General features: G+C 70.4%; 23 protein-coding genes. 10 read left to right on the top strand and 13 right to left on the bottom strand.

Features of this window, described 5'->3' with window-relative positions:
- The first annotated feature begins 3 nt into the window (after positions 1–3).
- The 9 genes from asnB to ACERZO_RS40705 all read left to right on the top strand — a co-directional run bounded on the left by asnB (position 4) and on the right by ACERZO_RS40705 (position 11,793).
- The gene (asnB, locus tag ACERZO_RS40745) at positions 4–1,914 is read left to right on the top strand and encodes an asparagine synthase (glutamine-hydrolyzing) (protein ID WP_372671336.1); all 1,911 of its coding nucleotides are present in this window, start codon (positions 4–6) and stop codon (positions 1,912–1,914) included.
- The gene (locus ACERZO_RS40740) at positions 1,911–4,091 is read left to right on the top strand and encodes a bi-domain-containing oxidoreductase (RefSeq protein WP_372671335.1); all 2,181 of its coding nucleotides are present in this window, start codon (positions 1,911–1,913) and stop codon (positions 4,089–4,091) included. Before asnB ends, ACERZO_RS40740 begins: the two co-directional genes overlap by 4 nt.
- Positions 4,088–4,243 (top strand): hypothetical protein, encoded by a 156-nt coding sequence (locus ACERZO_RS40735; RefSeq protein WP_372671334.1) that lies wholly within the window; start codon positions 4,088–4,090, stop codon positions 4,241–4,243. Before ACERZO_RS40740 ends, ACERZO_RS40735 begins: the two co-directional genes overlap by 4 nt.
- Positions 4,243–6,186, top strand: coding sequence for a heparinase II/III family protein (locus tag ACERZO_RS40730; protein WP_372671333.1), 1,944 nt, complete (start codon positions 4,243–4,245; stop codon positions 6,184–6,186). The genes ACERZO_RS40735 and ACERZO_RS40730 overlap by 1 nt, the downstream gene beginning before the upstream one ends.
- Before the next feature lie 9 nt (positions 6,187–6,195).
- Positions 6,196–7,719 (top strand): right-handed parallel beta-helix repeat-containing protein, encoded by a 1,524-nt coding sequence (locus ACERZO_RS40725; protein ID WP_372671332.1) that lies wholly within the window; start codon positions 6,196–6,198, stop codon positions 7,717–7,719.
- A gap of 1 nt (position 7,720) precedes the next feature.
- Positions 7,721–8,974, top strand: a complete 1,254-nt coding sequence (locus ACERZO_RS40720) for an O-antigen ligase domain-containing protein (protein WP_372671331.1) — start codon at positions 7,721–7,723, stop codon at positions 8,972–8,974.
- Positions 8,971–10,146 carry a glycosyltransferase gene (locus tag ACERZO_RS40715; RefSeq protein ID WP_372671330.1) on the top strand — a complete coding sequence of 392 codons (1,176 nt, stop codon included), beginning with the start codon at positions 8,971–8,973 and terminating at the stop codon, positions 10,144–10,146. Before ACERZO_RS40720 ends, ACERZO_RS40715 begins: the two co-directional genes overlap by 4 nt.
- The gene (locus tag ACERZO_RS40710) at positions 10,143–10,790 is read left to right on the top strand and encodes a phosphatase PAP2 family protein (RefSeq protein WP_372671329.1); all 648 of its coding nucleotides are present in this window, start codon (positions 10,143–10,145) and stop codon (positions 10,788–10,790) included. The genes ACERZO_RS40715 and ACERZO_RS40710 overlap by 4 nt, the downstream gene beginning before the upstream one ends.
- A 388-nt stretch (positions 10,791–11,178) precedes the next feature.
- Positions 11,179–11,793, top strand: a complete 615-nt coding sequence (locus tag ACERZO_RS40705) for a maleylpyruvate isomerase family mycothiol-dependent enzyme (RefSeq protein WP_372671328.1) — start codon at positions 11,179–11,181, stop codon at positions 11,791–11,793.
- On the opposite strand, the gene ACERZO_RS40700 is transcribed toward ACERZO_RS40705, so the two are convergent.
- From ACERZO_RS40700 to ACERZO_RS40645, 12 genes are all read right to left on the bottom strand, one after another.
- Entirely contained in the window at positions 11,780–12,394 is a 615-nt protein-coding gene (locus ACERZO_RS40700; protein ID WP_372671327.1) for an HAD family hydrolase, read from the bottom strand. The genes ACERZO_RS40705 and ACERZO_RS40700 overlap by 14 nt on opposite strands.
- Before the next feature lie 167 nt (positions 12,395–12,561).
- A complete protein-coding gene (locus tag ACERZO_RS40695; protein ID WP_372671326.1) occupies positions 12,562–14,043 on the bottom strand; it encodes a right-handed parallel beta-helix repeat-containing protein in 1,482 nt (493 codons plus the stop codon).
- A gap of 150 nt (positions 14,044–14,193) precedes the next feature.
- Complete coding sequence (locus ACERZO_RS40690) at positions 14,194–15,510, bottom strand: glutamate-1-semialdehyde 2,1-aminomutase (RefSeq protein WP_372671325.1); 1,317 nt, start codon at positions 15,508–15,510, stop codon at positions 14,194–14,196.
- A 5-nt stretch (positions 15,511–15,515) separates the two neighbouring features.
- On the bottom strand, positions 15,516–16,064 hold the full coding sequence (locus tag ACERZO_RS40685) for a dTDP-4-dehydrorhamnose 3,5-epimerase family protein (protein WP_086676068.1): 549 nt from the start codon (positions 16,062–16,064) through the stop codon (positions 15,516–15,518).
- Positions 16,061–17,245 carry a polysaccharide pyruvyl transferase family protein gene (locus ACERZO_RS40680; protein ID WP_372671324.1) on the bottom strand — a complete coding sequence of 395 codons (1,185 nt, stop codon included), beginning with the start codon at positions 17,243–17,245 and terminating at the stop codon, positions 16,061–16,063. The genes ACERZO_RS40685 and ACERZO_RS40680 overlap by 4 nt, the downstream gene beginning before the upstream one ends.
- Complete coding sequence (locus tag ACERZO_RS40675; RefSeq protein WP_372671323.1) at positions 17,242–18,186, bottom strand: glycosyltransferase family 2 protein; 945 nt, start codon at positions 18,184–18,186, stop codon at positions 17,242–17,244. The genes ACERZO_RS40680 and ACERZO_RS40675 overlap by 4 nt, the downstream gene beginning before the upstream one ends.
- A gap of 7 nt (positions 18,187–18,193) precedes the next feature.
- The gene (locus ACERZO_RS40670; protein WP_372671322.1) at positions 18,194–19,519 is read right to left on the bottom strand and encodes a hypothetical protein; all 1,326 of its coding nucleotides are present in this window, start codon (positions 19,517–19,519) and stop codon (positions 18,194–18,196) included.
- Between the two features lie 5 nt (positions 19,520–19,524).
- Positions 19,525–20,799, bottom strand: coding sequence for a DUF4910 domain-containing protein (locus ACERZO_RS40665; RefSeq protein WP_372671321.1), 1,275 nt, complete (start codon positions 20,797–20,799; stop codon positions 19,525–19,527).
- The gene (locus tag ACERZO_RS40660; protein WP_372671320.1) at positions 20,799–21,818 is read right to left on the bottom strand and encodes an NAD-dependent epimerase/dehydratase family protein; all 1,020 of its coding nucleotides are present in this window, start codon (positions 21,816–21,818) and stop codon (positions 20,799–20,801) included. The genes ACERZO_RS40665 and ACERZO_RS40660 overlap by 1 nt, the downstream gene beginning before the upstream one ends.
- 5 nt (positions 21,819–21,823) lie before the next feature.
- Positions 21,824–22,471 (bottom strand): PIG-L deacetylase family protein, encoded by a 648-nt coding sequence (locus ACERZO_RS40655; protein ID WP_372671319.1) that lies wholly within the window; start codon positions 22,469–22,471, stop codon positions 21,824–21,826.
- Entirely contained in the window at positions 22,468–23,259 is a 792-nt protein-coding gene (locus ACERZO_RS40650; protein WP_372671318.1) for a glucose-1-phosphate cytidylyltransferase, read from the bottom strand. The genes ACERZO_RS40655 and ACERZO_RS40650 overlap by 4 nt, the downstream gene beginning before the upstream one ends.
- 1 nt (position 23,260) lies before the next feature.
- Positions 23,261–24,493, bottom strand: coding sequence for a class I SAM-dependent methyltransferase (locus ACERZO_RS40645; RefSeq protein WP_372671317.1), 1,233 nt, complete (start codon positions 24,491–24,493; stop codon positions 23,261–23,263).
- 186 nt (positions 24,494–24,679) lie between these two features.
- On the opposite strand from ACERZO_RS40645, the gene ACERZO_RS40640 reads away from it, so the two are divergent.
- Positions 24,680–25,048 (top strand): YrdB family protein, encoded by a 369-nt coding sequence (locus tag ACERZO_RS40640; RefSeq protein WP_372671316.1) that lies wholly within the window; start codon positions 24,680–24,682, stop codon positions 25,046–25,048.
- Between the two features lie 49 nt (positions 25,049–25,097).
- On the opposite strand, the gene ACERZO_RS40635 is transcribed toward ACERZO_RS40640, so the two are convergent.
- Entirely contained in the window at positions 25,098–25,970 is an 873-nt protein-coding gene (locus ACERZO_RS40635; protein ID WP_372671315.1) for an LLM class F420-dependent oxidoreductase, read from the bottom strand.
- Positions 25,971–26,009 lie beyond the last annotated feature (39 nt).

Raw genomic sequence — 26,009 nt, 5'->3', positions numbered from 1 at the left:
GAGATGTGCGGCATCGCAGGCACCTACCTCTGGCCGGACGGCGGGCCGCTCACCGACCGGCTGACCAAGACGCTGGCCCACCGCGGGCCGGACGGCTCTGGCCGCTACGACCACGCCGTGGGCGCCGGGTCCGTCCACTTGGGACACCGCCGGCTCTCGATCGTCGACCTGACCGAGACCGGCGCCCAGCCGATGGTCCTCGACGGCCTCGCGCTGAGCTACAACGGCGAGCTGTACAACGCGCCCGAGCTGCGGGCCGAGCTTTCCGCGGCCGGTGTCCGCTTCCGCGGGACGTCCGACACGGAGGTGCTGCTGCAGGCGTGGCGGCGCTGGGGCACCGACTGCCTGCCGAAGCTGCGCGGGATGTTCGCGTTCGCCATGTTCGAGGAGGGCACCGGCGAGCTGTTCCTGGTCCGCGACCAGCTGGGCATCAAGCCGCTGTTCTTCGTCCAGCGGGGCGGCGGGGTCGCGTTCGCGTCCGAGCTGAAGGCGCTGGCCGGTGAGCTCGGCGGGTCGCTGCAGGTCGACAGCGGGGCGCTGATCGCGTCGCTGCTCTACTACTGGGTGCCCGACAGCCGGTGCGCCTACCAGGGCGCGGAGAAGCTGCCGCCGGGCACGTGGCTGCGCTGCCGCCCGGACGGCCAGGTCGACCGCGGCCGGTTCTGGTCGCTGCGGGAGGTCGCCGAGGAGGGCGCGGCCTTCCACGGCGACGTCGACCTGCACGCCGTGATCGCCGAGTCGACCGCCAAGCACCTGATCTCGGACGTCCCGGTGGCGACGTTCCTCTCGGGCGGCCTGGACTCCAGCTACCTGACGGCGCTGGCCGCGCGGTCCCGGCCCGGGATTTCGGCGTACACCATCGGGTTCCGCGCCGAGGACGCCAAGTTCGAGGCCATGCCGGACGACCTCAAGTACGCCCGGATCGTGGCCGAGAAGTTCGGTGTCGACCTGCACGAGATCGAGATCGCGCCGCAGGTGCTCGACCTGCTGCCGAAGATGACCTACCACCTCGACGAGCCGATCGGCGACCCGGCGGCGATCAACTCGTTCCTGATCTGCACGGCCGCGCGCGACGCGGGCGTCAAGGTGATGCTGTCGGGGATGGGCGCCGACGAGCTGTTCGCCGGCTACCGCAAGCACCTCGCGAACCTGATCGCGCTGCGCTACCACAAGGTGCCGGGCGCGGTGCGCAAGCCGGTCGAGTCCATTGTGGACCGGCTGCCGGTGGCGTCGGCCAAGCGCGGGTACCGGTCGGTGCGGTTCGCCAAGCGGTTCCTGTCCTTCGCGGGCCTGCCGGAGGAGACGGCGTTCCGGCGCAGCTACACGATGTACGACCGCGCCGAGCTGTTGTCCCTGGTCAACCCGGACCTCGCGCCGGTCGTCGACGACGTCCTGACCGAGCACGCCGACACGTACCACGACCAGGCGCTGGACGACTTCGTCAACCGCATGTGCCTGGCCGACTCGCGGCTGTTCCTGCCCGGGCTGAACCTGACCTACACGGACCGTTCGACGATGGCGGCGTCCACCGAGGTGCGGACGCCGTTCGTCGACGTCGAGGTCGTGCGGGCGGCGTTCAAGATCCCGGGGAACAAGAAGATCGTCGGCCGGGCGGGCAAGGTGGCACTGAAGAAGGCGGCCGAGAACATCCTGCCCGGCGAGATCGTGCACCGGCCGAAGGGCCTGTTCAGCGCGCCGCTGCGGGCCTGGATGAGCCGCGACCTGGCGCCGTTGGTGCGCGAAGTCGTCAACGACGGCGTGCTCGTTTCCTCCGGTTTCCTGCAGCGGGAGGCGTTGCAGCGCATGGTCGCCGAGGACGCCGCCGGTCAGGAAGACCGCGGCAAGCACCTCTGGCACGTCTTGACCCTTGAGTACTGGTACCGGAACGCGATGTCTGGAGCGGGAGCGAAGTGAAGCAGGTAGTCCAGAACTACAAGAGCGGTGAGCTGGCGCTCCTCGAGGTCCCCGAGCCCGCCTGCAAGCCGGGTGGCGTGCTGGTGCGGACGGTGTACTCGCTGATCTCGACCGGCACCGAGATGATGAAGGTGTCCGAGGCGAGCATGTCCCTGGTGGGCAAGGCGAAGGCCCGCCCCGACCAGGTGGCGAAGGTGATGCAGAGCGTCGCCACGAACGGCCTGTCGGCGACCTACCGCAAGGTCACGTCCAAACTGGACTCCTACACCCCGCTGGGCTACTCGCTGTGCGGCATCGTCGAGCAGGTCGGCGACGGCATCACCGACGTCGCGGTCGGAGACCTCGTCGCCTGCGCGGGCAACGAGCACGCGCTGCACTCCGAGCTGAACTGGGTGCCCAAGAACCTCTACTCGCGCGTGCCCGCCGGCGTCGACCCGCGGCACGCGGCGTTCGGCACCGTCGGGTCGATCGCCATGCAGGGCGTCCGCCGCGGCGAGCCGCAGATCGGCGACGTCGCCCTGGTGATCGGGCTCGGCCTGATCGGCCAGCTGGTCGTGCAGCTGCTGACGTCGTCCGGCGTGCGCGTGGTCGGCGTCGACCCCGACCCGGAGCGCTGCAAGCTCGCCGAGAGCCTCGGCGCGCTGACCTGCGCGCACCCGGCGTCCGGCATCGTCGACACGGCGGTGGACGAGCTGACCCACGGCGCGGGCGTCGACCAGACGTACCTCGCCGCCGGCGGCAACACGAACGACCCGGTGGAGCTGGCGGCGAAGCTGTCCCGCGACCGCGGCCGCGTGATCGACATCGGCAAGTGCAAGCTCGACCTGCCGTGGAACGCGTACTACGAGAAGGAACTGGACGTCCGGTTCTCGCGGTCGTACGGGCCGGGCCGCTACGACCCGTCGTACGAGCTCGAAGGCCGTGACTACCCGATCGGCCAGGTCCGCTGGACCGAGCGCCGCAACCTCGAGTGCGTCCTCGACCTGATCGCGCGCGACCGGCTGGACGTCGAGCCGCTGATCACGCACGTCTCGGACTTTTCTTCGGCTGTCGAAACGTACAAGTCCTTGAACGAGGGCGCTTTGAAGGCCGTGGCGGTGCTGTTCCGCTACCCGGACGCGGTCGCCCGGACCGAGCCGGTGGTCACGTCGGCGCGGGTCGGGGTGACGTCGTCTTCGGCGGCCGCTGCGTTGCCGGCGGGGCAGCCGGTGCGCCTGGGCTTCATCGGGGCGGGCAACTACGCGTCGTCGATGCTGTTGCCGCACCTGGTCGAGCGCTCGGACGTGCAGCTCAAGCACGTCGCGACGACGTCGGCGCTGTCGGGCGCCAACGCGCGCCGCAAGTTCGGCTTCGCGGCGGCGTCGACGGACATCGACGACGTGCTGGGCGACTCCTCGATCGACGCGGTGTTCGTCGTGACGCGCCACAGTTCGCACGCGGAGCTGACCCGTCAGGCGCTGCTGGCGGGCAAGACGGTGTTCGTCGAGAAGCCGCTGGCGCTGTCGCCGGCGGAGCTGCAGAAGGTCCTGGACGCGATCGAAGAGTCGGGCAACGACCGCCTGCAGGTCGGCTTCAACCGCCGGTTCGCACCGCTGTTGCACGAGGCCCGCGACCAGTTCGGCCCCCGAGTCGGCCCGGCGACGGTTCGGTACCTGGTCAACGCGGGTCGCCTCGACCACGGCAGCTGGTACAACCAGACGGATTCGGAAGGTTCCCGTTTCGCGGGCGAGGGCGGGCACTTCATCGACACGGTGAGCTGGCTCCTCGACGCCGACCCGGTCTCGGTGTACGCGACAGGGGACCTCCAGGTGACCCTCGGCTACCCGGACGGCTCGACGGCGGTGATCACGTACGCGGAGACGGGCTCATCGGGCTTCCCGAAGGAGACCCTGGACGTGACGGCCGACGGCAAGGTCCTGAAGTTCGACGACTTCGTGCGCGCATCGGTGTACTCGCGCAAGAAGTGGGCGAGCTCGCGCATCCCGAAGGGCCGCGACAAGGGGCAGGCCGCGGAGGTCAACGCGTTCCTGGAGGCAGTGCGGACGGGTGGGCCGATGCCGATCTCGGTGGCCTCGCTGGCGGCGACGACGCTGGCGACGTTGGCGGCGCAGACGAGCGTCGCGAACGCGGCCCCGGTCCGGATCGAGCTGCCGACGAAGGCGGGTGCCCCGGCATGAGAAGTGTCGCCTCGAGCGGGGTGAAGGTGCTGCGCGCGGCCATGCCGGGCGAGGCACCGCTCCGCCTGCTGCCGAAGGCCCCGGCCCCGCGCTTGCTGAGCGCGGTCCCGGTTCGGCTGGCGTTGCTGCCGAAGGCAGGTGCACGGCCGTGATGGGTCCCGGCTGGTACCTGCGCCGCCTCTCGCGGATGGGGCCGGCGGAGGTCGTCGGGCGTGCTCGGCACGCCCTCGTCCAGCGGCAGTGGCGGACCGCGCTGCCGACCCCTCCCGACTGGCCGTCGCACCCGCGCTTCACCGCCGTGCTCCCCTCCGGCGCGCTCGACCAGGTGTCCGGCGAGGCCGTCAAGCGGCTGCTCGCCACCGCTGACGAGCTGCTCGCCGGCCGCGCCGAGTACTTCGGCGTGGTCCGCGCGGACCTCGATGCGCCGGACTGGTTCCTCGACCCCAAAACCGGCCGCCGGGCGCCGGGCGAGCCCTACGCCTTCGATGTGCCCTACCGGTCGGAAGACACGGTCGGCGACATCAAGCAGATCTGGGAACCCTCGCGCCACCAGCACCTGACCGTGCTGGCCGCGGCGTTCGCCCTGACCGGCTCCGCGGCCTATGCGGAACGCGTGGCCGAGCACCTGCGGTCCTGGTGGCGGGAGAACCCGCCGTTGCGCGGCCCGCACTGGATCAGCGGCATCGAGCTGGGCATCCGGCTCCTGTCCTGGGTCTGGACGCGCCGCCTGCTCGACGGCTGGGACGGCGTCGCGGACCTGTTCGAGGACAACCCGGACTTCCACCTCCAGCTGTGGCACCACCAGAACTGGCTGGCGACCCTGCGCAGCCACGGCTCGTCGGCCAACAACCACGTCATCGCCGAGGACGCCGGGCTGCTCGCCGCTGCCTGCGCGTTCGGCTGGTTCCCGGAGTCCGCGGGCTGGCGGACCGAGGCGATGCGGTCGCTGGACGTCCAGCTCGCCCGCAACACCTTTCCCTCCGGGCTCAACGCCGAACTGGCGTCCGAGTACCACGGCCTGGTGCTCGAGCTCGGCCTCGCGGCTGCGGTGGAAGCCGACGCGGCCGGCACGCCGGTGCCGGACTCGACGTGGGACGTCCTGCTCCGGATGACCGACGCCCTCGCGTCCATTGTGGACAACCGATTCCGCCCGCCGCGGCAGGGCGACGCCGACGACGGCTTCGGCCTGATCGTCGACGGCGACGAGACCGACCGCTGGGCGTCGCTGCTGGCGACCGGCGAAGCGCTGTTCGGCCGTCTGGACTGGTGGCCGCCGGTGCCTGCCGACGACGTCCGCACGCCGCTGCTGGCTTCCCTGGTCTCCCGGACACCGCGGGCCTCGGGCGTCCGGCCTGCCCGCCGGCCCGCGCACCTGCGGGACGCGGGCATGACGATCCTGCGCTCGGGCCGCGTCTGGGCCCGCTGCGACGGCGGGCCGCACGGCTTCCTCTCGATCGCCGCGCACGCCCACGCCGACGCGCTGTCGGTCGAGGTCCGCCACGACGGCGTCGACGTTCTCGCCGACCCGGGCACCTTCTGCTACCACGGCGAGCCGCGGTGGCGGTCGTACTTCCGCTCGACGCTCGGCCACAACACCCTCGAGCTGGGCGGGACCGACCAGTCGGTGTCCGGCGGCCCGTTCCTGTGGACGCGGCACGCGGTCACGAAGGTGCTGGCCGTCGAGACCCCGTCGAGCGGGCCTTCCCGCTGGACGGCGGCCCACGACGGCTACGCGCCCGCGGTCCACCGCCGCACGGTCGAGCTCGACGGCGACGTGCTGAAGATCGTCGACGAAGTGCTCGGCGACACCCGCCCGGCCGCGCGCCTGGCGTTCCACCTCGGCCCGGCGATCACCGCGCGGGTCGAGGGGAACGTGGCCCACCTGAGCTGGGAGGGGACCGCCACGGGTTCCGTGGCCCCGGTGCACACCGCGGTCATGGAACTGCCCGCCGAGTTGTCGTGGACCGCTCACCGCGGTGAGATCGAGCCGCCCCTCGGCTGGTACTCCGCGGGGTTCGGCCGCAAGGAACCGTCGACCACACTGGTCGGCTCCGGACCCCCCGGACACCTCACCACCCTGCTCCGCTTCAGTTAGGACCCGCCCGTGACAGCCCGCCGCCTCCGACTCCGCCGTGCCGCTCCGCTGCTCGGCGTCCTCCTCACGGTCGCGGCATGCTCGAGCGGGCCCGACACCGAAGGCCCGGCGCAGGCGACCCCGGCACCCAGCGGGTCGGTCGCGGCGGTGTGCGACAAGGAGCCGGCCGGCCCGGCCGCGGCGCCGGCGGGCGCGGTCATCGTCGACCCGGCCGTGCCGGGCGACCTCGCCACGAAGACGCGGGCGGCCGGCCCGGGCACGACGTTCTGGCTCAAGCCGGGCAAGCACATCCTCGGCGACGACAAGTACGACCAGGTGACTCCGAAGGACGGAGACGCCTACATCGGCGCCCCCGGTGCGGTCGTCGACGGCCGCAAGATCAACCAGTACGCGTTCACCGGCCACGGCCAGAACGTCAAGCTCACCTACCTGACCGTCCAGGGCTTCGCGGCGCCCCGCGACGAGGGCGTGGTCAACCACGACTCCGGCGACGGCTGGGTGATCGAGCACTCGACCATCCAGGACAACGACGGCGCCGGCCTGATGGCGGGCGCGCGCCAGCAGGTGCGCGGCAACTGCCTGCGCCGCAACGGCCAGTACGGGATCAACGCCTTCTCCGGCAGCACGCCGATCACCGCGCTGGTCGTCGAGGGCAACGAGATCGCCGGCAACAACACCGGCGACTGGGAAGCGAAGATCGACGGCTGCGGCTGCACCGGCGGCGTCAAGTTCTGGGACGTCAACGGCGCCGACGTGCGCGGCAACTGGGTGCACGACAACCACGGCACCGGGCTGTGGGCCGACACGAACAACAACGACTTCCTCATCGAGGGCAACCTCATCGAGAACAACGACAGCGCCGCGCTCATCTACGAGATCAGCTACAACGCGGTCATCCGCGACAACACGATCCGCAAGAACAACTGGGTCGACGGCCGCCGGTACGCCGACAAGGGCGACAACTTCCCGACCCCGGCGATCTACATCTCCGAGTCCGGCGGCGAGCCGCGGATCAAGGCGCGGACGGCGAAGATCGAGATCTCCCGCAACTACCTGGAGAACAACTGGTCCGGGATCACGCTGTGGGAGAACGCCGACCGCTACTGCAACAGCCCGGCGAACACCTCCTCCGGCGACTGCACCCGGCTGGTCCCGAACGTGAAGCAGTGCGCGGACCCGGCCATCGCGAGCGGGCCGCTGCTGAGCGACTGCCGCTGGAAGACCCAGCACGTCGACATCCACGACAACAAGTTCGTCCTCGACCCGGCCGTGGTCGGCTGCCAGGCTTCGTGCGGGCGGATGGGCCTGCTGTCGAACTTCGGCAGCTACCCGGACTGGTCGCCGTACAAGGGCGAGGCGGTCCAGGAGGCGATCACCTACAAGCAGGACAACCACTGGCACGACAACAGCTACGCCGGCCCGTGGACGTTCATCGCGTACACCACCGACCGCGTCCTCGAGATCGGCGAGTGGGAAGGCTCGCCGTACTCGCAGGACACCGGCAGCACGTTCACCGCGCAGGGCGGGGGCTGACATGGCGACGCACACCGGCATCGCGGGCATCCGCGGCGACGCCGCGGCCGAACCCGCCTCGGCGACGCCGAAGTGGGCAGGCCTGGCGTGGGCGCTGCTGATCCTCAACACGCTCGGCTCGACCGGCGCGAAGACGGTCATCCCGCTCCCGCGGTCGGTCAGCCAGCTGGTGACCATGGGTTCGCTCATGACGGCGTTCGTGATCGCGCTGGTGCTGAACAAGCACCTGCGGATCCGCCCGAGCGCGTACCTGCTCCTCCTGACGTTGCTGCTGGGGTCGAGCATCCTCGCCAGCATCGACCTCAAGGAGGGCGCCGGCGCGCTGTTCCGGTGCTTCCGGCTCACGGTGTTCGTCTCCACGCTCTGGTTGCTGACCCGCTGGTGGGACGGCGGGTTCAGCTTCGTCCGCTACCACATCCGGACGTACGGCATCGTGCTCGCGTCGGTGGCGATCGGCCTGGTGATCTCCCCGGGCAACGCGATGCCGGACATCTACGGCGGCCGGCTTTCGGGCGCGATCTGGCCGCTGACCCCGCCGCAGATCGGCCAGTACGCGGCGGTCATCGCCGGGCTCACGCTCCTCCTCTGGTTCGGGCGCCGCACGACGTGGCGCAGCGCGGTGTTCATCGTGGTGCCGGTGGTGGGGCTGCTGATGCTCACGCACACCCGCACGGCGACGCTCGGCCTGGTCGCCGGGCTGGCCGTGGCCTTCCTGTCGATGCTGCTGACCAGCGCCCGCGCGCGGAAGGTGTTCGCGTGGACGGTCGGCGTCGGCGGCGTCGCCGGCGTCGTGCTGGCGGGCGCGTTGCAGACGTGGTTCCTGCGCGGGCAGAGCGCGGACAACTTCTCCAGCCTGACCGGCCGTGCGAAGGTGTGGGACGCGCTGCTGGAGGCCCCGCGGACGACGTCGGAGTACATCTTCGGGGTCGGGCTGACGGACAAGTCCTACGACGGCCTCCCGATCGACAACAGCTGGCTCGCGATCTACCACGAGCAGGGGTTCGTCGGGATCGCGCTGGTGGCGGGGTTCCTCCTCACGTTGGTGGTGGTGGCCGTGCTGCGGCCGCCGTCGCTGGCTCGCGCGTGCGCGATCTTCCTGATCACCTACTGCCTTTCGGCCTCCTACACCGAAGCCGGCCTCGGCGACGCGTCGCCGTACCTGCTGCACCTGGCCGTGGCCGCGTCGCTGCTGGTCCGCGGGGCGCCGCAGTCCGACGAAGAAGCATTCATCCCGGCGAAGGGGACAGTCGCGTGAAGGTGCTCGTGGTGCACAACCGGTACCGGTCCGAGCAGCCGAGCGGCGAGAACAACGTCGTCGACGCCGAGGTGACGCTGCTCGCCGAGGGCGGGCACCAGGTGTCGCTGTTCGAACGCCGCAGCGACGACATCTCGTCGATGCCGACGGTCCGCAAGGCCGCGGTGCCGCTGACCGTGCCGTGGAACCCGGCGGTGCGCAAGGAGCTCGCCGCCCGGCTGCAGGCCTCGCGCCCGGACGTCGTGCACATCCACAACACGTTCCCGCTGCTGTCGCCGTCGGTGGTCGCGGCCTGCGCGGACGCGGGGATCCCCGCGGTCGCGACCCTGCACAACTACGGAATGGTCTGCCCACCCGGCACGCTCCACCGCGACGGCCGCATCTGCACCGACTGCGTCGGCGGCGCACCGCTACCGGCGGTCCAGCACGGCTGCTACCGCGGTTCGCGCGTCGCGACGCTCCCGATGGCGGCGAGCACGGCCGCGAACCGCCGCCGGTGGTGGACGGGCGTTTCGCGGTTCTTCTGCATTTCGGCGGCCCAACGTGACCTCCTGGTGTCGGCCGGGATGCCCGGCGAGCGGATGGCGGTGAAGCACAACTTCGTCACCGACCCCGGCGTCCGCCGCACCGGCGACGGCAAGCACGTGCTGTTCCTCGGCCGCGTCACCGAGGAAAAGGGGGTCGGCTTGTTGATGCGGGCGTGGGACCGCCTCGGCGGCGCCCTGGGCGTGCCGCTGGTCATCGCCGGCACCGGCCCGATGCAGGACGAGGTCGCGACCTGGGCGGCCCGCCGCGCTGACGTGTCGTACGTCGGCCTCCAGAACAAGGCGCAGTGCCGGGCCCTGACGGCCGACGCGGTGGCGGTGGTGGCGCCGTCGACCTGGCTGGAGGCGTTCGGCCTGGTGGTGGTCGAGGCGATGGCCGCGGGAGTGCCCACGGTCGCGGCGGCCCACGGCGCCTTCCCGGAACTGGTGGACGACGGCGTGACGGGGCTCCTGCACGCCCCGAACGACGAGGCATCGCTCGCGGACCGGTTGCGAGCGGTGGTCGGCGACCGCAACGGCGAGATGGGCGACGCGGCCCGCGTCCGGTACGAGAAGGACTTCACCCCGGCGGTGGGGCTCGACCGGTTGATCGCCGGGTACGAGGCAGCGATCGAGGCGCACGGGTGAGGCAGCAGGTCCGGGCGGCGCCCGCGGCCATGCCGGCCGTGTTGCGCGCCCCGCTGGCGATGACGGCTGCCTTGGCAACGGCGGTCCTGGTGGCGCTCGGCATCCTCCACTTCCACGACTCGGGCTTGACCGGAATCGACGCGGCGGTGCTCCCGTCGATCGACGGCGTCCAGCCGCCGTGGCGGTACGTGGCGCTGGTCATCGACTTCGGTGGCGAACCGGTGGGATCGACGGTCCTGGTCGCGCTGCTCGCGGCGGTGTGCTTCCTGGTCCACCGGCTCCGGACGGCTGTGTTGACGGTGCTCGGCGTGGTGGTCACGGTGGCGGTGACGACGGTGCTGAAGCCGATCGTGGGCCGCACGATCCATGGCGAGTTCCTTTCGTATCCGAGCGGGCACACGGCGTTGGCCACCGCGCTGGCGTTGGTGATCGGGCTGTTGCTGGTCGACCGGCTGGGGTTGGGCCGGGTGGCTGGGGTGGTTTTGGTCCTGGGACTGGCTTTGGTCGCCGGGGTGGCGATGGGGTGGGCTGAGGTGGCGTTGGGGGCGCACTACCCGACGGATGCCATGGGCGGGTTTTGTGCGGCGCTGGCCGCGGTTCCGGTGACGGGGTGGTTGGTGGACCGGGCGGCCGACCGGCTCTGACGCCGCGGCTGCAGGGGAGCGCCGCCTTCGCGACGGCGGTGGCGTTTGAGTCGCCGCGCGCCGGCCTCGCCGTGGCGCCTCTCGCGCCGGTCAGAATGCACGGGTCCACTTCTGGCGGCGGTCGAGTTGGTGGGGTCGGGGAGGGATCGGCTCGCCGACTCCCGCTTTGGCTCGAGCCTTCCGACCAGATGGCCCCGAATCGCTCCAGCAGCCGCACTGCCCGGCGGTGGAGGCCATGGTCCGGCGCTGCGGCGATTGACCGACCGGGCGACCGCTTGGTTCAGGTGAGCGAACCGGGATCGTGCTCGCTAGCCGGCTGGTTTCGGGGTGTCTGTCCGGGCGAAGGCTGTTCGTCGGTGGGGTGACCTACCTGCGAAGGAAGAGACCCATGATCCCTGACCTGATCGCCGCCGAGCGGCGGGAGATGGCCGCGCTGCTTGGTGACCTTTCGACGGCCGAGTGGGCGTCGCCGACCCTGTGCTCGGGCTGGCGGGTTGCCGAAGTCGTCGCCCACGTGACCATGCCCTTCCGGTTCTCGACCGGGCGGTTCGTGCGCGAGATGGTGAAGTCCGGCGGGCGCTTCAACCGGATGGCCGACCGCCTGGCTCGCGAGGAAGCCGCCAAGCTGTCACGGGACGAGCTGATCGCCTCGCTGCGGGACAACGCCGGCCATCCCTGGCAGCCGCCCGGCGGTGGGCCGGCGGGTGCTCTCAGCCACGACGTGATCCACGGCCTCGACATCACCACCGCCCTCGGGCTGGACCGGCGCGTGCCTTCGGAACGGCTCGAAATCGTTCTCGGCGGGATCAAGCTGAAGCAGGTGAAGTACTTCGGTACCGACCTGAGCGGAGTCTGCCTGCGTGCCGACGACCTCGACTGGTCGTACGGCACCGGGACTCCGGTCACCGGACTGGCCCAGGATCTGCTCCTGGTCCTCTGCAACCGGCGGCTGCCGGCCGGACGTCTTCGGGGCGAGCCGAGCGCGCGCTTCACCACGGTCTGAGTTCCTTTCGCAGTTGATCCATTGTGGACAGTTGATCCGTGCCGTACCGCAACGCCTGCAGCCCGGCGGCTCGCGCGGCCGCGACGTTGTCGGCGCGGTCGTCGATGAGGAGGATCCGGTCCGGTACCACCTCCAAGCGCTGGCACAGGATCGTGAACGCCTCCGGCGCCGGCTTGCGCACGCCGGTGTCGCCGCTGATGAACCAGTCGGTCAGGTACTCGCCGAGGCCGAAGCGTTCACGCAGCAGCTTCGACCACTCGCTGACGTCGTTGCTCAGGCAGCCGAGCCGCACCTCGGTGGCGTCGAGTTCGGCGAGGAGCGCGACCACGCCTTCGGTCAGGCGGTGCTTCCGGCAGTACTCCTCGTCCGACGCCCCGGACGCGCCGGACATCGCCCAGAAGTCCGCGGAGGACATCTTGCCGAGGCTGCATTCCTGGTACAGCTGCGCGATTTCGGCCCGGAGCAGTACGCAGCCGTGACTGCGGAGGTAGGGGACGAGCAGCTCGCCGACGTCGTCGGCGGGTGTGTAGAGGACGCCCATCGCGTCGAACAGGACGACGTCGATCGCGTCTCGGTGGAGGGGTGCGGGAATGGCGGGCATGTCTCCGACGGTACCGAACACGCGTGCGAACGCCATCGCTGAAACGGGTGATGTGCAGGCTGTCCGAAATTCTCCGTTCGCGACTTTTTCCTTTGACAGCAAGGAAAACCTCTACCGGTGGCACGGGTCGCGGCAAAAACTGTCGGACCCCCTCGGCAAGCTCCTGATCAGCAGCCGGCGGTCCCGCCGTCGAACGAAGAACACTCGTCCTGCGAGTAGGGCTCCGCCCGCCAGCCCGCAGGGTCGACCGTCTTGGAGGTGTCATGCACGACGAAGGTCCACGGCCCGGCATAGGAGTTGCCGTGCCATCGGTTGCCCTGCCGGAAGGTGATCGCCTCTTCGACGACGGTTCCCTTGTAGGGCGACCAGTCCGGGAACGTCCCGTAGTTCGACAGCAGGGCCATCCGCCCGCAGAGGCTCGTGCAGCCGACCCGCCCGGGATCGAACCGGAACGTGTTGCCGTGCACCTCCACGCGCTGGGACTTCCAGCGGCAGTCGTCGTACGCCGGTGGTTTCTCGATCGTGCCCGCCACGCACGAAGACTTGGCCGTCACCTTGGTGCAATAGCCGGTGGAGGTGTTCGCCGGGCTGTTGCAGAAGCGGTCGGCGTTCTCCCACACCGTGATCCCGGCCCAGTTGTCCTCGAAGGTGTTGCCGCTGATGTCGATCGACGACGTCCGCGCCGGTACGCGCGGCTCGCCGCCCGACTCCGACAGGTACACCGTCGCCGCGGGGAAGTTGTCGCCGCGCGCCGCGAACGCGCGGCCCTGCACCACGGTGTTGCGCCGGAAGGTGTTGCCGCGCAGCACGAGGTTGTAGCTGGTCTCGTAGAACAGCGCCTCGGCGTCGTTGGCCTCGAAGAGGTTGTCCTCGACGAGGAAGTCGTTGTTGTTGGTGTCGGCCCAGAGGCCGGCGCCGTGGTTGCCGTGCACCCAGTTGCCGGTGATGTCGGCCCCGTTCACGGCCCAGAACTTGGCGCCGCCGCTGCACCCGCAGCCCGGCACCTTGGCCTCCCAGTCGCCGGTGTTGTTGCCGGTGATCTCGTTGCCCTCCAGCACGAGCCCGGTGATGCCGTCGCCCGCCTGGTAGGCGTTCAGCCCGTACTGGCCGTTGTTCCGCAGGCAGGAGTGCCGGACGACCTGGCGCGCGCCGGCCATCAGCCCCGCGCCGGCGTTGTCCTCGATGGTCGTGTTCTCGATGAGCCAGCCGTCGCCGGAGTCGTGGTTCACCACGCCCTGGTCCTGGAGCGCGGCGAACCCGCGGACGGTGAGCCCGTGGAGCTCGACGTCCCGGGCGCGCTGGGTGAAGGCGGCGCGGTTGACGCCGCGGCCGTCGACGATCGCGCCCGGCGCGCCGAGGTAGACGTCGCCGTCCTTCGGGGCGACCTGACCGAACTCGTCGGTGCCGAGCGTGTGGGTGCCGGGGCGGAGCCAGAACGTCGTGCCGGGCGGGTTCGCCGCCGTCTTGGCCGAGAGGTCTCCGTCGACGCCCGGATCGACGGAGACGGCCCCGGGAGGCGCTTCCTCGTGCTCCGCGGGCTGGTGGTCGCACACCGGCCCGGGCCCGTCGGTGGCCCGCGCGACCACCGGGCAGGCCACGGCGATCAGGAGCGAGCAAGCGGCGACGAGGACCGCACGGGATCTGCCCATGGCAGGAAGTTACGCACGATCGGGCCGGAAAACAGTCACCCTGGAGTGTCCTCATCGGACCCGTGGAGTGAATCCGGCCCGCTCGAGCGGGGACTGGCGGCCGACGGTGAACCCGGCCGGCCGGGAAGCGTTCCCCGGCCGGCCGGGCGGTCAAGCGAACTTGCGGAACACCGGCTGCACCGGCCGGCCACCCATCCACGGCGTCGGGTCGTTGGCGTCGAGGGCCTTCCGGTACACCGTGCACGCCTGCGCGACCACGTCGATCGTCTTGTCGATGTCGGCCTCGGTGAGCGCCGCGCTGACCACGAAGGACGGTCCGAGCACCCCGCCGCCGATCAGCTCGCGCAGGAACAGCGTGCGGTACGGCTGGGACGGCTTGCCCTGCTCGTCGAGCGTGCCGAAGACCAGGTTGCTCGCCCGGCCGCGGACGACCACGTGGTCCTCCACGCCGATCCCGGCCGCCACCTCGCGGACGCCGGTGGCGAGCCGGTCGCCGAGGGCGTGCATGCGGCCGATCACGTCCTCGTCGCGGTAGATGTCCATCACCGCCATCGCGGCCGCCAGCGAGTGGGTCTCCGCGCCGTGCGTCGTCGAGAGCAGGAACACCCGCTCGCGGTCGGTGCGCAGCCCGCCGAGCTCCATCAGCTCCCGCTTGCCCGCGAGCGCGGACACCGCGAAGCCGTTGCCGAGGGCCTTGCCGAACGTCGAGAGGTCGGGCGTCACGCCGTACAGGCCCTGGGCGCCCTGGGCGGACCAGCGGAAGCCGGTGATCATCTCGTCGAAGACCAGCACGACGCCGTGGCGGGTGGCGAGCTCGCGCAGGCCCTGCAGGTACCCCGGCGGCGGCTCCACCGCCGCCGCGGCCTCCAGGATCAGGCACGCGATCTCGCCCTCGTGGCGCTGCAGCAGCTCCTCCGCGGCCTGCAGGTCGCCGTACGGGAAGGACACCGTCGCTTCCGTCGTCTCGTCCGGGATGCCCGCGTTCATCGCCGTCGTGCCGATGAACCAGTCGTCGGTCGAGAAGAAGGCGTGGTCGGCGCACTTGGCGACGAGCCGGCGACCGGTCGCCGCGCGGGCCAGCCGGACCGCGGCCGTCGTCGCGTCCGAACCGTTCTTGGTGAACTTCACCATCTCGGCCGTCGGCACGTTCTCCAGGAACCGCTCGGCGGCCTCGGCCTCGATGATCGACGGGCGGATGAAGTTGCTGCCCTTGCCGAGCTCGGCCCGGACCGCTTCCAGGACCCTCGGGTGGGCGTGGCCCAGGCTGACCGCTCTCAGCCCGGCGCCGTACTCGACGTACTCGTTGCCGTCGACGTCCCAGACGTGGCCGCCGAGGCCGTGGGAGATGACCGGAGCCATCCCTGCGGGATACTGGTCCGAGCCCTTGGCGTAAGTGTGCGCACCACCCGGGACGACCCGGTGCAGCCGCTCGTTCGCCTGCGTGGAGCGGGGCAAGTTCGTTCCCATGTGGGTCACCTCGTTGGTTTCAACGCCTCTCCGAGAGACGGCGCACGTTCGTCTCGGTCACTGACCATTGTGACCGACAGTGGCCACGAAATGTCCAATTCAGGGTCTTTGTACGAAATCGTAATGTCTTCGGACGGATCATGCGCGCGATCGATACGGTACGCAACATCCGAGGGGTCCGTGAGTGACTGGAATCCGTGCGCGCACCCCGCGGGGATGTACACGGAAACCTGTGTCTCACCGGAAAGTTCGAAGGTTTTGACATTCCGGAATGTCGGCGAATCCGGTCGGAGATCCACGACGACGTCGAAGACCGCGCCGTGCGAGCACCGCACCAGCTTCGCCTCGCCGGCGCCGCCGCGCAGGTGCATCCCGCGGACGACTCCCTTGCGGGAGCGGGAAAGGCTGTCCTGGACGAAGCCGTCCGGGTCGATCCCGACCGACGCGACGACGTCCCGGTCGAACGTCCGGCTGAAGAAGCCGCGCCGGTCACCGTGCGGAGTCGGTTCGAAGAGATACGCGCCCTCGATCTCGGGCACCGGAATGGCCTTCATCGCCCACCCCCGAAGAGGGCCGCCGAAAGGGCGGCGAACTGGTCCTTGAGCCGTTGCGCGTTCATCTCGTTCCGTTCCCGGAGCGTTTGGCGAAGTTCCGCCGAACGGTTCTCCAGTTCGGTGAATTGTTCGACGAGCTTGTCGAAGCTGACGTCCTTCGCCCGCTGGGTGAAACCGTCGAGGCCCAGCTCCGCCATCAGCACGTCGTTCTTCGGCGCGTACCCGATCGCGACGGTCGGCTTCGCGACCTTCAGGGCGCAGAGCACGTTGTGGTAGCGCGTGGCCACCACGCTGTCCACCGCGGCCATCTCGTGCATCAGCTCGTCCAGGGTCTCCGCCGAAGCCGCCGTCACCAGCGGGGAAGCGGTCTTCTCGATGATCTCGTCGACGACCTGCCGGTCGATCTGATCGCCGATGAACAGCCGGACGGGTCTGCCCTGGTCAACGAGCCACGCGACGAAACGGTTCATCGTGTCGACGTAGTGGCGGTAGATGCGGTCGCCGTCGGCGCGGTCGTCGTTGCCGCCGTAGTAGGCCATCACGCCGACGCCGACGGTGCCCGGCACGCCGTCGGCGGCCGGGGTGGGGAGGGAGAACGCGAGGTCGGGGTAGACCTCGTCGCGGCTGGTGTCGACGCCCATGGCGCGCATGGCGTCGCGGGAGATGTCGTCCCGGTAGGAGCGGTAGGCGGCGAGACGGCCGGCCCAGCGGACCAGCGTCCGGGTCGCCCGCGCGCTGATGTGGTTCGCGCCGACGCACACGAGTGCCACCTTGGTACCGAAGAGGCGCCCGGTGGCGGAAAGGAGGAAGAGCGAATACGGGAAACCCCACGGACGCAGCGGAAGCGTCGCTTCGAGGACGCCCATGCCGGGCACGATGACGACGTCCTGCTTGCGGACCCACGCGGCCGTGCGGCCGACGTCGACCAGCTTGCCGAGTCCCTTGAGGACGATCGACCGGAGGCCGGACGCCGTCTCGTACTCGGCCTGGTTCCAGTGCAGGGGCGTGGTGTCGACGCCGTAGCGCTCGCGGACGAGGTCCGGGCCGCCCACCAGGCCGGTCAGGACCGCGTCCGGGTACTCGGCACGCAGGTACCCGAGCACGGCTTCGAGGGAACCGTCGTTGCCGAGGTTCCCCGAGCCGAGGAGGCCGAAGACGCCGACGCGCGGGGCACGCTTCACGCGAGCCTGCCTTCGCGGCCGGCCACGATCTCGTTGACCGTGGCGACGTCGGAGGCGGTCGGCGCCCGGTCCTCGACGCGCTCGCCGTGGCCGGAGCGGGCCCGGTTGGTCAGCCAGTTGCCGAGGTGGCCGAAGCACTCGCGCTTGTCGGCGGCCGAGATCGGCGCGCGGCGGATCAGGTCCGCGAACCCGAAGACGTACTCGCCGAGCAGGCGGACGGTGGGGTTCCGGAGCCGGTTCGCGCGCCGCGGGTCCAGATTCGCGCACCGGCTCCGGATGGTCGGGTTGGCCCGTTCCGCGCGGCCCGGGTGGTCGCGGCGGAAGTAGAGCAGTTCGGGCACCTGGTGGAACGGACCGTGCAGGGCCATCTCCGCGGAGTAGGTCCGGTCGGCGTGGTGGTAGCTGTCGAGCGGCTTGACGCGGCGGAGGACGTCGGCGCGGATGACGCCGTAGAAGTCGTCGCCGCCGGGCTCGAACAGGATGCTGCGGAAGCGGTCCGGCGCGTGCGGGGAAGCCGTGTTCAGCGTGTACTCGAGCGGCTGGACGATGCGGCCGTCGCCGTCGATGATCGCCTGGTCGCAGTGGGCCAGGATGATGTCGGGGCGCTCGTCGAGGGCCTCGATACACCGCTTGAGCAGGTCGCGGGCGTAGAGGTCGTCGTGGGAGACCCACTTGAAGAGCTCGGTGCGCGAGACGTCGAACACGAAGTTGTGGTTCGGCGTCGCGCCGATGTTCTTCGGCTGCCGGACGTAGCGGATCCGGGAGTCCTTCTCGGCGTAGCGGCGGCAGATCTCGTCGGTGCCGTCGGTGGAGGCGTTGTCCGAGATGATCAGCTCGAAGTCTTCGTAGGTCTGGCCGAGCAGGGCGTCCAGCGACTCGGCGAGGTACTCCTCGCCGTTGTACACCGGGAGGCCGAGGCTCAGCCGCGGGACGGTGGTCATGGAGTCCTCATTCCTTGATCGGCTCTTTGATCGGCTCGAAGACCACGGTGGGCTCGTCGGCGCCGGGTGGCACGTAGTCGCGCAGCCCGGCCCGCAGCTGCAGCCACCAGACGACGGACCCGCTGAGCGTCGCGGTCGCGACGCCCCACGCGGACCCCGCCGCGCCGCCGAGGAAGGCACCGGTGATGCCGAACGTGACGTAGAACAGGGAGGCGATCAGCTGCGAACGCAGGCTTCGGGGTGCGGCACCGAGCGCCCGGAGGCCGGCCGCCGCGCCCGTGGCGAAGCTCGCGCCGACCACGGCGAGGGTGACCGGGAGGATCAGCGGGGACGACGAGTCCCACACCGAGCCCATCACCCAGCGGCCGGCGCTGTCGGGCACGAGGAGCAGGAGGCCGAGGCCCCAGCACAGCGCGGCGGCGGCCTGGCCGCCGCCGAGGATCACGCAGAAGTGCTTCAGCCGGTGCGGCGCCCGCTGGAGCACCCGCGCGCCCTCGGCCACGGTGACCAGGGACAGCCCCATGAGCAGGGCCAGGAACGGGCCCAGGAGCTGCTCGGCCCCGCGCACCGCGCCGACCGCGGTGATCCCGGCGATCGCGCCGAGACCGTACGCGCGCAGCTGGGACGCGCCGCTGTTGCTGACGTTCTCGACGAGGTACCGGACGCTCAGGTCGCGTTGCCGCCGGAACCAGCCCAATGCCTCGCGGGGGTGGGGCAGGATGCCGGTCTGGAACCAGCCGTAGCCGGCCGCGACCGCGCCGGAGAGGCCCCAGGCCAGCACGAACGCGACCACCGTGTGGACCTGGGCGGCGATGTACAGCGCCGGGATGAGCGCCACGCCCCACACGCAGTCGTTGATGAAGGCCTTCTTGCCCGCTCCACGGGCGAAGAACGCGAACCGCCAGGCGTCCTGCAGCAGCAGGCCCGGCAGGACGACGGCGAGCGCGACGAACGCGTTGCCGAGCGGGCCGCCCGCGGCCAGCCCCGCGACCAGGCTGACCAGCCCGGTCAAGCAGCCGACGCCGATGGCGGTGCCGGACGCGCTGGCGACCCCCAGGCGCCAGCGGTCCTCCGGCACCGCGCTGAACCGCACCATCAGCGGGTCGGTGGCCAGGCCGCGCGACACGTTCAGCACCACGCCGTAGGTGACCCAGGCGAGGCTGAAGATGCCGAACGCGAACGTGCCGAGCGAGCGGGCCACGTACAGCCCGACCGCGAAGTTCGTCAGGCTGGACACCGCCTGGTCGCCGAGGCCCCAGCTGAGCCGTCCGGCCATCGCGCGCACCGCGCCCGATCGGAAGATCGAGCGCGGCGCACGGCGGTGGTTGGCCACGTCGCTCACTCCTTGACCAGGCCGGCGTCGTGCAGGGCACGCGCCGCGACGTCGACGATGCCGAACGGCAGCCCGGCCCGTTCGGCGATGTCCAGGAGGCTGTGCTCGCCGTCGGAGAGGTTGAGCACCCACAGCATGGCCATCTGGGCCTGCTTGGCGTCGCTGCGGCCGCCGAGGGAGTCGTACAGCCCGCGCTTGCCGAGCTGCGGCTCGCCGTACGGGCTGAGGTTGACGTACCGGCGGTTGCGGTCCAGGACCTCGAAGGCGTCGCGAAGGGCGCCGAGCGTGTCCTCCATGGCCGCGGGCGAAACGAAGCCCGGGTTGTCCGCGGAGGTGTGGTACTCGGGGTAGCCCGCGTACGGCGTCCGGGTCAGCGAGCCGACGCCGAGGTTGAAGCCCGGCGAGCAGAACTGGCGCTCGTCGTAGCCGTACGGCGAGAAGTCGACAACGCGATGTTCCCGCGAGCGAAGCACGTGCTGCACCACCCGGTCGATCTCGGCGTCGCCGCGGCGGGACTTCTTGTACGTCAACGATCCCGGGTCGCCGGCACACGCCAGCACCAGCCCGTGACGCACCTTCTCGATCCGGGAAGCGTTGCGCGCCAGCCACGTGATCGAGCCGATCGTGCCCGGCATGAACAGGAACCGGTAGGTGTAATAAGGATCAACGAGCTGCTGGGCCAGCGAAATGGCCACCGCGATGCCGGCCAGGTTGTCGTTCGCCAGCGACGGGTGGCACACGTGGCACGACACGATGACCTCGTCGGTGACGCGCCCCGGGACGACGTGCTCGCCGTAGGTCAGCGAGCCGTCGGAAAGGGTCGAGTCGATGACGACGTCGTACTCGCCGTCGGGCAGCGCGTCGAGCTTCTCCTGCGCGAGGCAGAAACCCCAGGCCGGGGCGTAGTAGCTGGTCCGGTAGGGCACCCACGACGGCTGGTCCGGCAGCGTGTGCAGGTGCTCCCGCAGCTCGCTCAGCGGCATCCGCCGCCGCACCGGGACGCTGTACCCGACGACGTGCAGGTTCGACTCCTGGAAGTCGATCACGCGCTCACCCGACGGCGAAGCGACGTACGCGTCCCGGATGTTCCACTCCTGCGGGATCGTCCAGTCCAGCACCGCGGTGCCGGTGGGCACCTCGTGGCGGTCCAGGGGAATGTGCTCACCGATGATGTCCAGGGTCTGCCGCACACCGTCGCCGGTGATGCTGCGGCAGATCGGGTACAGCCGCTCGACCAGGGCGTGCAGCTCCGCCCCCGTCCGCAGCTGCGGGCCCGCCACTAGCGCCGCCGCATGGTGTCGTCGATGCGGCCGGCTTCGCCCTCGCTCTTCAGCCACGCGAGCCGCGTGAACAGCTGCTGGAACGACTCCCGCGTGAGCCCGAACTTGCGGTAGGCCTCGATGAGCTCGACGGCGCCGTCCTTGACCGACCACTCGCACGCGAAGCCCGGGATGGCGGCGCGGAAGCGCGAGAAGTCGACGCGGTACGAGCGCGGGTCGGCGCCGGCCTCGCCGGTGATGTTCAGCGTCGAGCCCGGCACGGCCTCGACGACCTCCTGGGCGATCTCGGCGACGGTGACGTTGTTGTCCTCGGTGCCGATGTTGAAGGCCTTGTTGTGCACGGCCTCCTTCGGCGCCGTCAGGGCGGCCGTGAACGCGCGCGCGATGTCCTGGGCGTGCACCAGCGGCCGCCACGGCGTGCCGTCCGACAGCACCAGCACCTCGCCGGAAAGGTGCGCGTGCGCGGTCAGGTTGTTCAGCACGATGTCGCCGCGCAGCCGGGGCGAGTAGCCGAACGCGGTCGCGTTGCGCATGTAGACGGGGGTGAAGTCGTCGTCGGCCAGCTCGTGGACGTCGGCTTCGACGCGCACCTTCGATTCCGCGTACGGGGTCACCGGCCGCAGCGGGGCGTCCTCGTCGACGAGGTTGTCGCCGCCCGCGCCGTAGACCGAGCAGGTCGACGCGTAGAGGTACCGCTTGACGCCGGCGTCCTTCGCCAGCTTCGCGAGCTTCACCGACGCGTGGTGGTTGATGTCGTAGGTCAGCTCCGGCGCGAGCGAGCCGAGCGGGTCGTTCGACAGCGCGGCCAGGTGGATCACCGCGTCGAAGCCCTCCACGTGCGAAAGCGTGACGTCCCGCAGGTCGACGACGTGCCCGGCCGGGTCGGCCGGGGCGGGCCCGAGCAGGCAGTCCTCGAACAGCCCGGAGTCGAGGCCGAAGACCTCGTGGCCGGCGGCGGCGAGCACCGGGGCCATCACCGTCCCCAGGTAGCCCTTGTGCCCCGTCAGCAACACCCGCATCGGATTCAGCCCTTCAGGTCGAGAGTGAGTTTCTTGACGAAGAACGCTTCGGCGTACTTCGCGGCGGCCTCGATGCCGCGGATCCGGGCCAGCCCGAGGAACGCTTCGCGGTCGTACCAGGGGCGGTGGCGCTGCGACGCGTAGTGCTCCTGCAGCAGCCGGACCTTCTCTTCCGCGACGTCGTCGTCGAGCGGCTGGTACACCGTGGGGGCGCCGAGGTCGCCGTCCCACTTGACGATCTCGTAGCCCAGCGCCAGGTGGTCGCGGAACGCCGTCGGCACCAGCTTGGCCAGCCCCCGGTGGTCCTGGTGGGCGTCGTCGGTCCGCGGCGCCAGGATGACGTCCGGATCGGTCCGCCGCCGCAGTTCCTCCAGCGCGTTCTTGGCCTCTTCCCAGTGCGCCGGGAACCGCCCGTCCGGCAGCTTCAGCACCGTGACGTCGAGCTGCGCGCCCGGGCAGAACGCCGCCAGCGCCGCGCGCTCCTCGTCCTCGCGGGGCGTGCCGCCGCCGGACAGGACCAGCGCGTCGACCTTCAGGCCCGGCCGCGACGCGCACAGCGTCAGCAGCGTGCCGCCGGCGCCGATCGCGATGTCGTCGCAATGGGCGCCGAGGGCGACGACACCGCCGAGCCGTCCCGGCCGCAGGCCGATCACGCGGTGCTCGCGACGGGCCGCTCCCAGAGCGCCCAGGGCTTCTCGCCGTGCGTGTAGGCGTTGTCGAGGGCCGCGCGCTCCTTGACCGTGTCCGTCGGCTTCCAGAAGCCGCGGTACGGGTAGGCCAGCAGGCGGCCGCGCTTGGCCAGCTCGCCGCAGCCGTCGGCGACCAGGTCGCCGTTCTCCGGGATGTGGTCGAACACTTCCTGCCGGAGCACGAAGTACCCGCCGTTCTCCCACAGCGGCATTTCGCTGACCGCGGTGATCGAGCCGACCATGCCGCCCTCGTCCATTTCGACGCAGTGGAACGACGACTGCGGCGGCACGACCATCATCGACGCGCCCGCGTCGGTGTTCGAGAACCGCTCGATCATGTCGGGCAGCGGGACGTCGGAAAGGACGTCGGCGTAGTTCGCGAGGAACATTTCGTCGCCGTCGAGGTAGTCGCGGACGCGGCGCAGGCGCTCGCCGATCGGCGACTCGATGCCGGTCTGCACGAAGGTGATCGTCCAGTCGGCGATGTCGGTCGAGAGCAGCTCCGCCTTGCCGCCCCGCAGGATGAAGTCGTTGGAAATGGTTTCCTGGTAGTTCAGGAAGAAGTTCTTGATGTGCGCCGCGCCGTAACCCAGGCACAGGATGAATTCGGTGTGGCCGAAATGCGCGTAGTAGCGCATGACGTGCCAGATGAGCGGTCTCGGACCGACCATCGCCATCGGCTTCGGGACGTCGTCGGCCGCGCCGTTGCGCATCCGCATCCCGTAGCCACCGCAGAAGAGGACGACCTTCACTTCACTGCACCTCGACGATTTCCAGGTGGGGGATGGGGAACACGAGCTTTCCGCCCCACGCGCCCACGAACGAAAGCTGTTCGGTCAGTTCCTCCCGGAGGTTCCACGGGAGGACGAGCACGTAGTCGGGCCGGTCGGCTTCGATCCGCTCCGGGGGCAGCACGGGGATGCGCGTGCCCGGCGTGAAGCGGCCGTGCTTGTACGGGTTGCGATCGACCGTGTACTGCAGCAGGTCCGTCCGGATGCCGCAGTGGTTCAGCAGGGTGTTGCCCTTGCCCGGGGCGCCGTAGCCGACGACGGTCTTCCCGTCGTTGCGCGCCTCGATGAGGAACTTCAGCAGGTCCAGCCGCACGCGGGTGACGCGCTCGGCGAACTCGGTGTACCCGGACAGCTCGTGCAGCCCGGCCGCCTTTTCGCGCTCCAGGACGTCGGTCATCCGCTCGCTGGGCTCGCCCGCCACCTCGGCCGGACGCGCCCACAGCCGGATCGACCCGCCGTGCGTCGGCACGAGCTCGACGTCGACCACGGTCAGGCCGCCGGTCGCGAGGGCGCGCCGGGCGGATTCGACCGTGTAGTACTGGAAGTGCTCGTGGTAGATCGTGTCGTACTGGTTCTTCTCGATCAGCGTGAGCAGGTGCTGGACCTCGATGGAGACCCAGCCGTCGTCCGCGACCAGGGCGCGCAGGCCCTTGGTGAAGCCGAGGACGTCGGGGATGTGCGCGTAGACGTTGTTCGCGGCGACGAGGTCGGCGGGGCCGTGCTCCTCGCGCACCCGCAGGCCGGTTTCCTCGGAGAGGAAGGCCGTCAGGGTGGGCACGCCGGCGTCGCGCGCCGCCTGCCCGACGTTCACCGAAGGTTCGACGCCCAGACACCGGATGCCGTGCCCGACGACGTGCTTGAGCAGGTAACCGTCGTTGCTGGCGACCTCGACGACGAAGGACTTCTCGCCGAGTCCCAGCCGGTCGACGGCGCCGTCGACGAAGCGCTTCGCGTGCTCGACCCACGACGTGGAGAACGACGAGAAGTAGGCGTACTCGGTGAACGTGTCGTCGGGGTCGATCAGCGGCGGGATCTGGGCGAGCCAGCAGTCGGTGCACACCTTGAGGTGGAGCGGGAAGGTGGCCTCCGGCTCGTCGAGCTGTTCGGCGGTCAAGAATCGCTCACACGGGGGAGTCGCGCCGAGGTCGACGACGCTGGCCGTGTTTGTCGAACCGCAGAGTCGACATGTGGTCATCTACCAGGCTCCTTGGCTCGCGGTCGCGATGTGCGCTTAACACGTCGAGCAGGGGCGGATCGTCGTTACAGCGACGCGTGAGGCACTGGTGGACCGATTCGGAACCGCAACCTGTGGCAGAGATCACGGACGGTACCCGTCCGGACCCGTAACGTCCACAGTGGACCCGGGTCCTAGGCTGGCCGGATGACTTCGGAAACGGGTCCCCGCCTGAGCGGGGTCGCGGGCGTGGTGCTGACGGTCCGCTTCCTCACCGAGCTGGCCCTGCTGGGCGGCCTGGCGGCGGCCGGCACCCAGCTCGGCAGCGGTGTGGTGCTGGCGATCGTCGACGCGGTCCTGCTGCCGCTGGTGGCGGCCGCGATCTGGGGCCTGTTCATCGCCCCGCGGGCCCGCCGCCGGCTGCCGGAACCGGCCCGTTTCCTGGTGGAGTTCGCCCTGTTCGCGGCGACGGGCGTGGTGCTCGTGCTGGTCGGCTGGGTGGTCTGGGGCATCGCGCTGGCGGTCACCGGCATCGGCGTCGCGGCGCTGACCCGCGTCTTCGCCAAGGACGGCTGAGCCCTCTCCGCCGGCCGGCGGAGAGGGCAAGGTGCCGATCGGAACTTGCTCAGATCTTCTCGGCGGCCGGGATCACGTCGGTGCCGAACTTCTCCAGCACCGCCGGGTTGTGGACGTGCGGGACCATGCCCAGCGCGACGTCGATGCCGAGTCCGTGCAGCCGCTCCAGTTCCTTCAGGAGCTCGCCGGACTTCGAACCGTCCTCGCCGATGTCCAGGATGTGGTAAACGGTCTTGGTGATCGAGTCGTAGTCGCGGCCCTCGTTCTCGCAGTGCCGCTTCAGCACGTCGAGCTTGTGCTCCAGCTCCGGGCCGTTGAACAGGTTGCACTGGTCGGCGTACTTGGCGACCAGCCGCAGCGTCTTCTTCTCGCCGCCGCCGCCGATCATGATCGGGGGGCGCGGGTCCGACAGCGCCTGCGGGACGTTCAGCAGCCTCGTCGCGTCGAAGTGCTTGCTCTTGAACGGCGCGTCGCCTTCGGCCCACATCTGGAGCACGTACTGGAGGTTCTCTTCCAGCAGCTCGAAGCGCTCCGCGACCGGTGGGAACGGGAAGCCGAGGCCGCGGGACTCGTCCTCGTTCCAGCCCGCGCCGATGCCGAGGATCGCGCGGCCGCCGGACAGCACGTCCAGCGTCGTGATCGCCTTGGCCAGCAGGCCCGGGTGCCGGTACAGCACACCCGTGACGACCGTGAGGAGCTTCGCCTGCGTGGTGTGCGCGGCGATGAAGCCGAGGGTCGTGTACGCCTCGAGCATGTCGTTTTCGACGGGTCCGACCCCGCCGATCTGGAAGAAGTGGTCCATCACGGCGATGGAGTCGAAGCCCGCCTGATCGGCGGTGCGGACGACGGCGGCCAGGTCGCTGCCCAGCGCGGACGCCCCGTTCGGCCAGGTGAAGTCGGGGATCTGCAGTCCGAGTTTCATACTTTCCCACCGTATACCTGGAGTTACGCCAGCCGGGTG

The sequence above is a fragment of the Amycolatopsis kentuckyensis genome (assembly GCF_041679295.1).
GTDB classification, from domain to species: domain Bacteria; phylum Actinomycetota; class Actinomycetes; order Mycobacteriales; family Pseudonocardiaceae; genus Amycolatopsis; species Amycolatopsis kentuckyensis_A.
Note: the sequence above shows the minus strand (reverse complement) of the source record. Positions and strands in the feature narration are given on the sequence as shown.

Bases quoted from the DNA above. Each gene is read 5' to 3' on its own strand.
- ACERZO_RS40675 (WP_372671323.1), bottom strand. From the start codon at position 18,186: ATGACCACCGTCCCGCGGCTGAGCCTCGGCCTCCCGGTGTACAACGGC.
- ACERZO_RS40640 (WP_372671316.1), top strand. From the start codon at position 24,680: ATGACTTCGGAAACGGGTCCCCGCCTGAGCGGGGTCGCGGGCGTGGTG.
- ACERZO_RS40720 (WP_372671331.1), top strand. From the start codon at position 7,721: ATGGCGACGCACACCGGCATCGCGGGCATCCGCGGCGACGCCGCGGCC.
- ACERZO_RS40645 (WP_372671317.1), bottom strand. From the start codon at position 24,493: ATGACCACATGTCGACTCTGCGGTTCGACAAACACGGCCAGCGTCGTC.
- asnB (WP_372671336.1), top strand. From the start codon at position 4: ATGTGCGGCATCGCAGGCACCTACCTCTGGCCGGACGGCGGGCCGCTC.
- ACERZO_RS40735 (WP_372671334.1), top strand. From the start codon at position 4,088: ATGAGAAGTGTCGCCTCGAGCGGGGTGAAGGTGCTGCGCGCGGCCATG.
- ACERZO_RS40690 (WP_372671325.1), bottom strand. From the start codon at position 15,510: ATGGGAACGAACTTGCCCCGCTCCACGCAGGCGAACGAGCGGCTGCAC.
- ACERZO_RS40635 (WP_372671315.1), bottom strand. From the start codon at position 25,970: ATGAAACTCGGACTGCAGATCCCCGACTTCACCTGGCCGAACGGGGCG.
- ACERZO_RS40705 (WP_372671328.1), top strand. From the start codon at position 11,179: ATGATCCCTGACCTGATCGCCGCCGAGCGGCGGGAGATGGCCGCGCTG.
- ACERZO_RS40695 (WP_372671326.1), bottom strand. From the start codon at position 14,043: ATGGGCAGATCCCGTGCGGTCCTCGTCGCCGCTTGCTCGCTCCTGATC.
- ACERZO_RS40685 (WP_086676068.1), bottom strand. From the start codon at position 16,064: ATGAAGGCCATTCCGGTGCCCGAGATCGAGGGCGCGTATCTCTTCGAA.
- ACERZO_RS40700 (WP_372671327.1), bottom strand. From the start codon at position 12,394: ATGCCCGCCATTCCCGCACCCCTCCACCGAGACGCGATCGACGTCGTC.
- ACERZO_RS40660 (WP_372671320.1), bottom strand. From the start codon at position 21,818: ATGCGGGTGTTGCTGACGGGGCACAAGGGCTACCTGGGGACGGTGATG.
- ACERZO_RS40730 (WP_372671333.1), top strand. From the start codon at position 4,243: ATGGGTCCCGGCTGGTACCTGCGCCGCCTCTCGCGGATGGGGCCGGCG.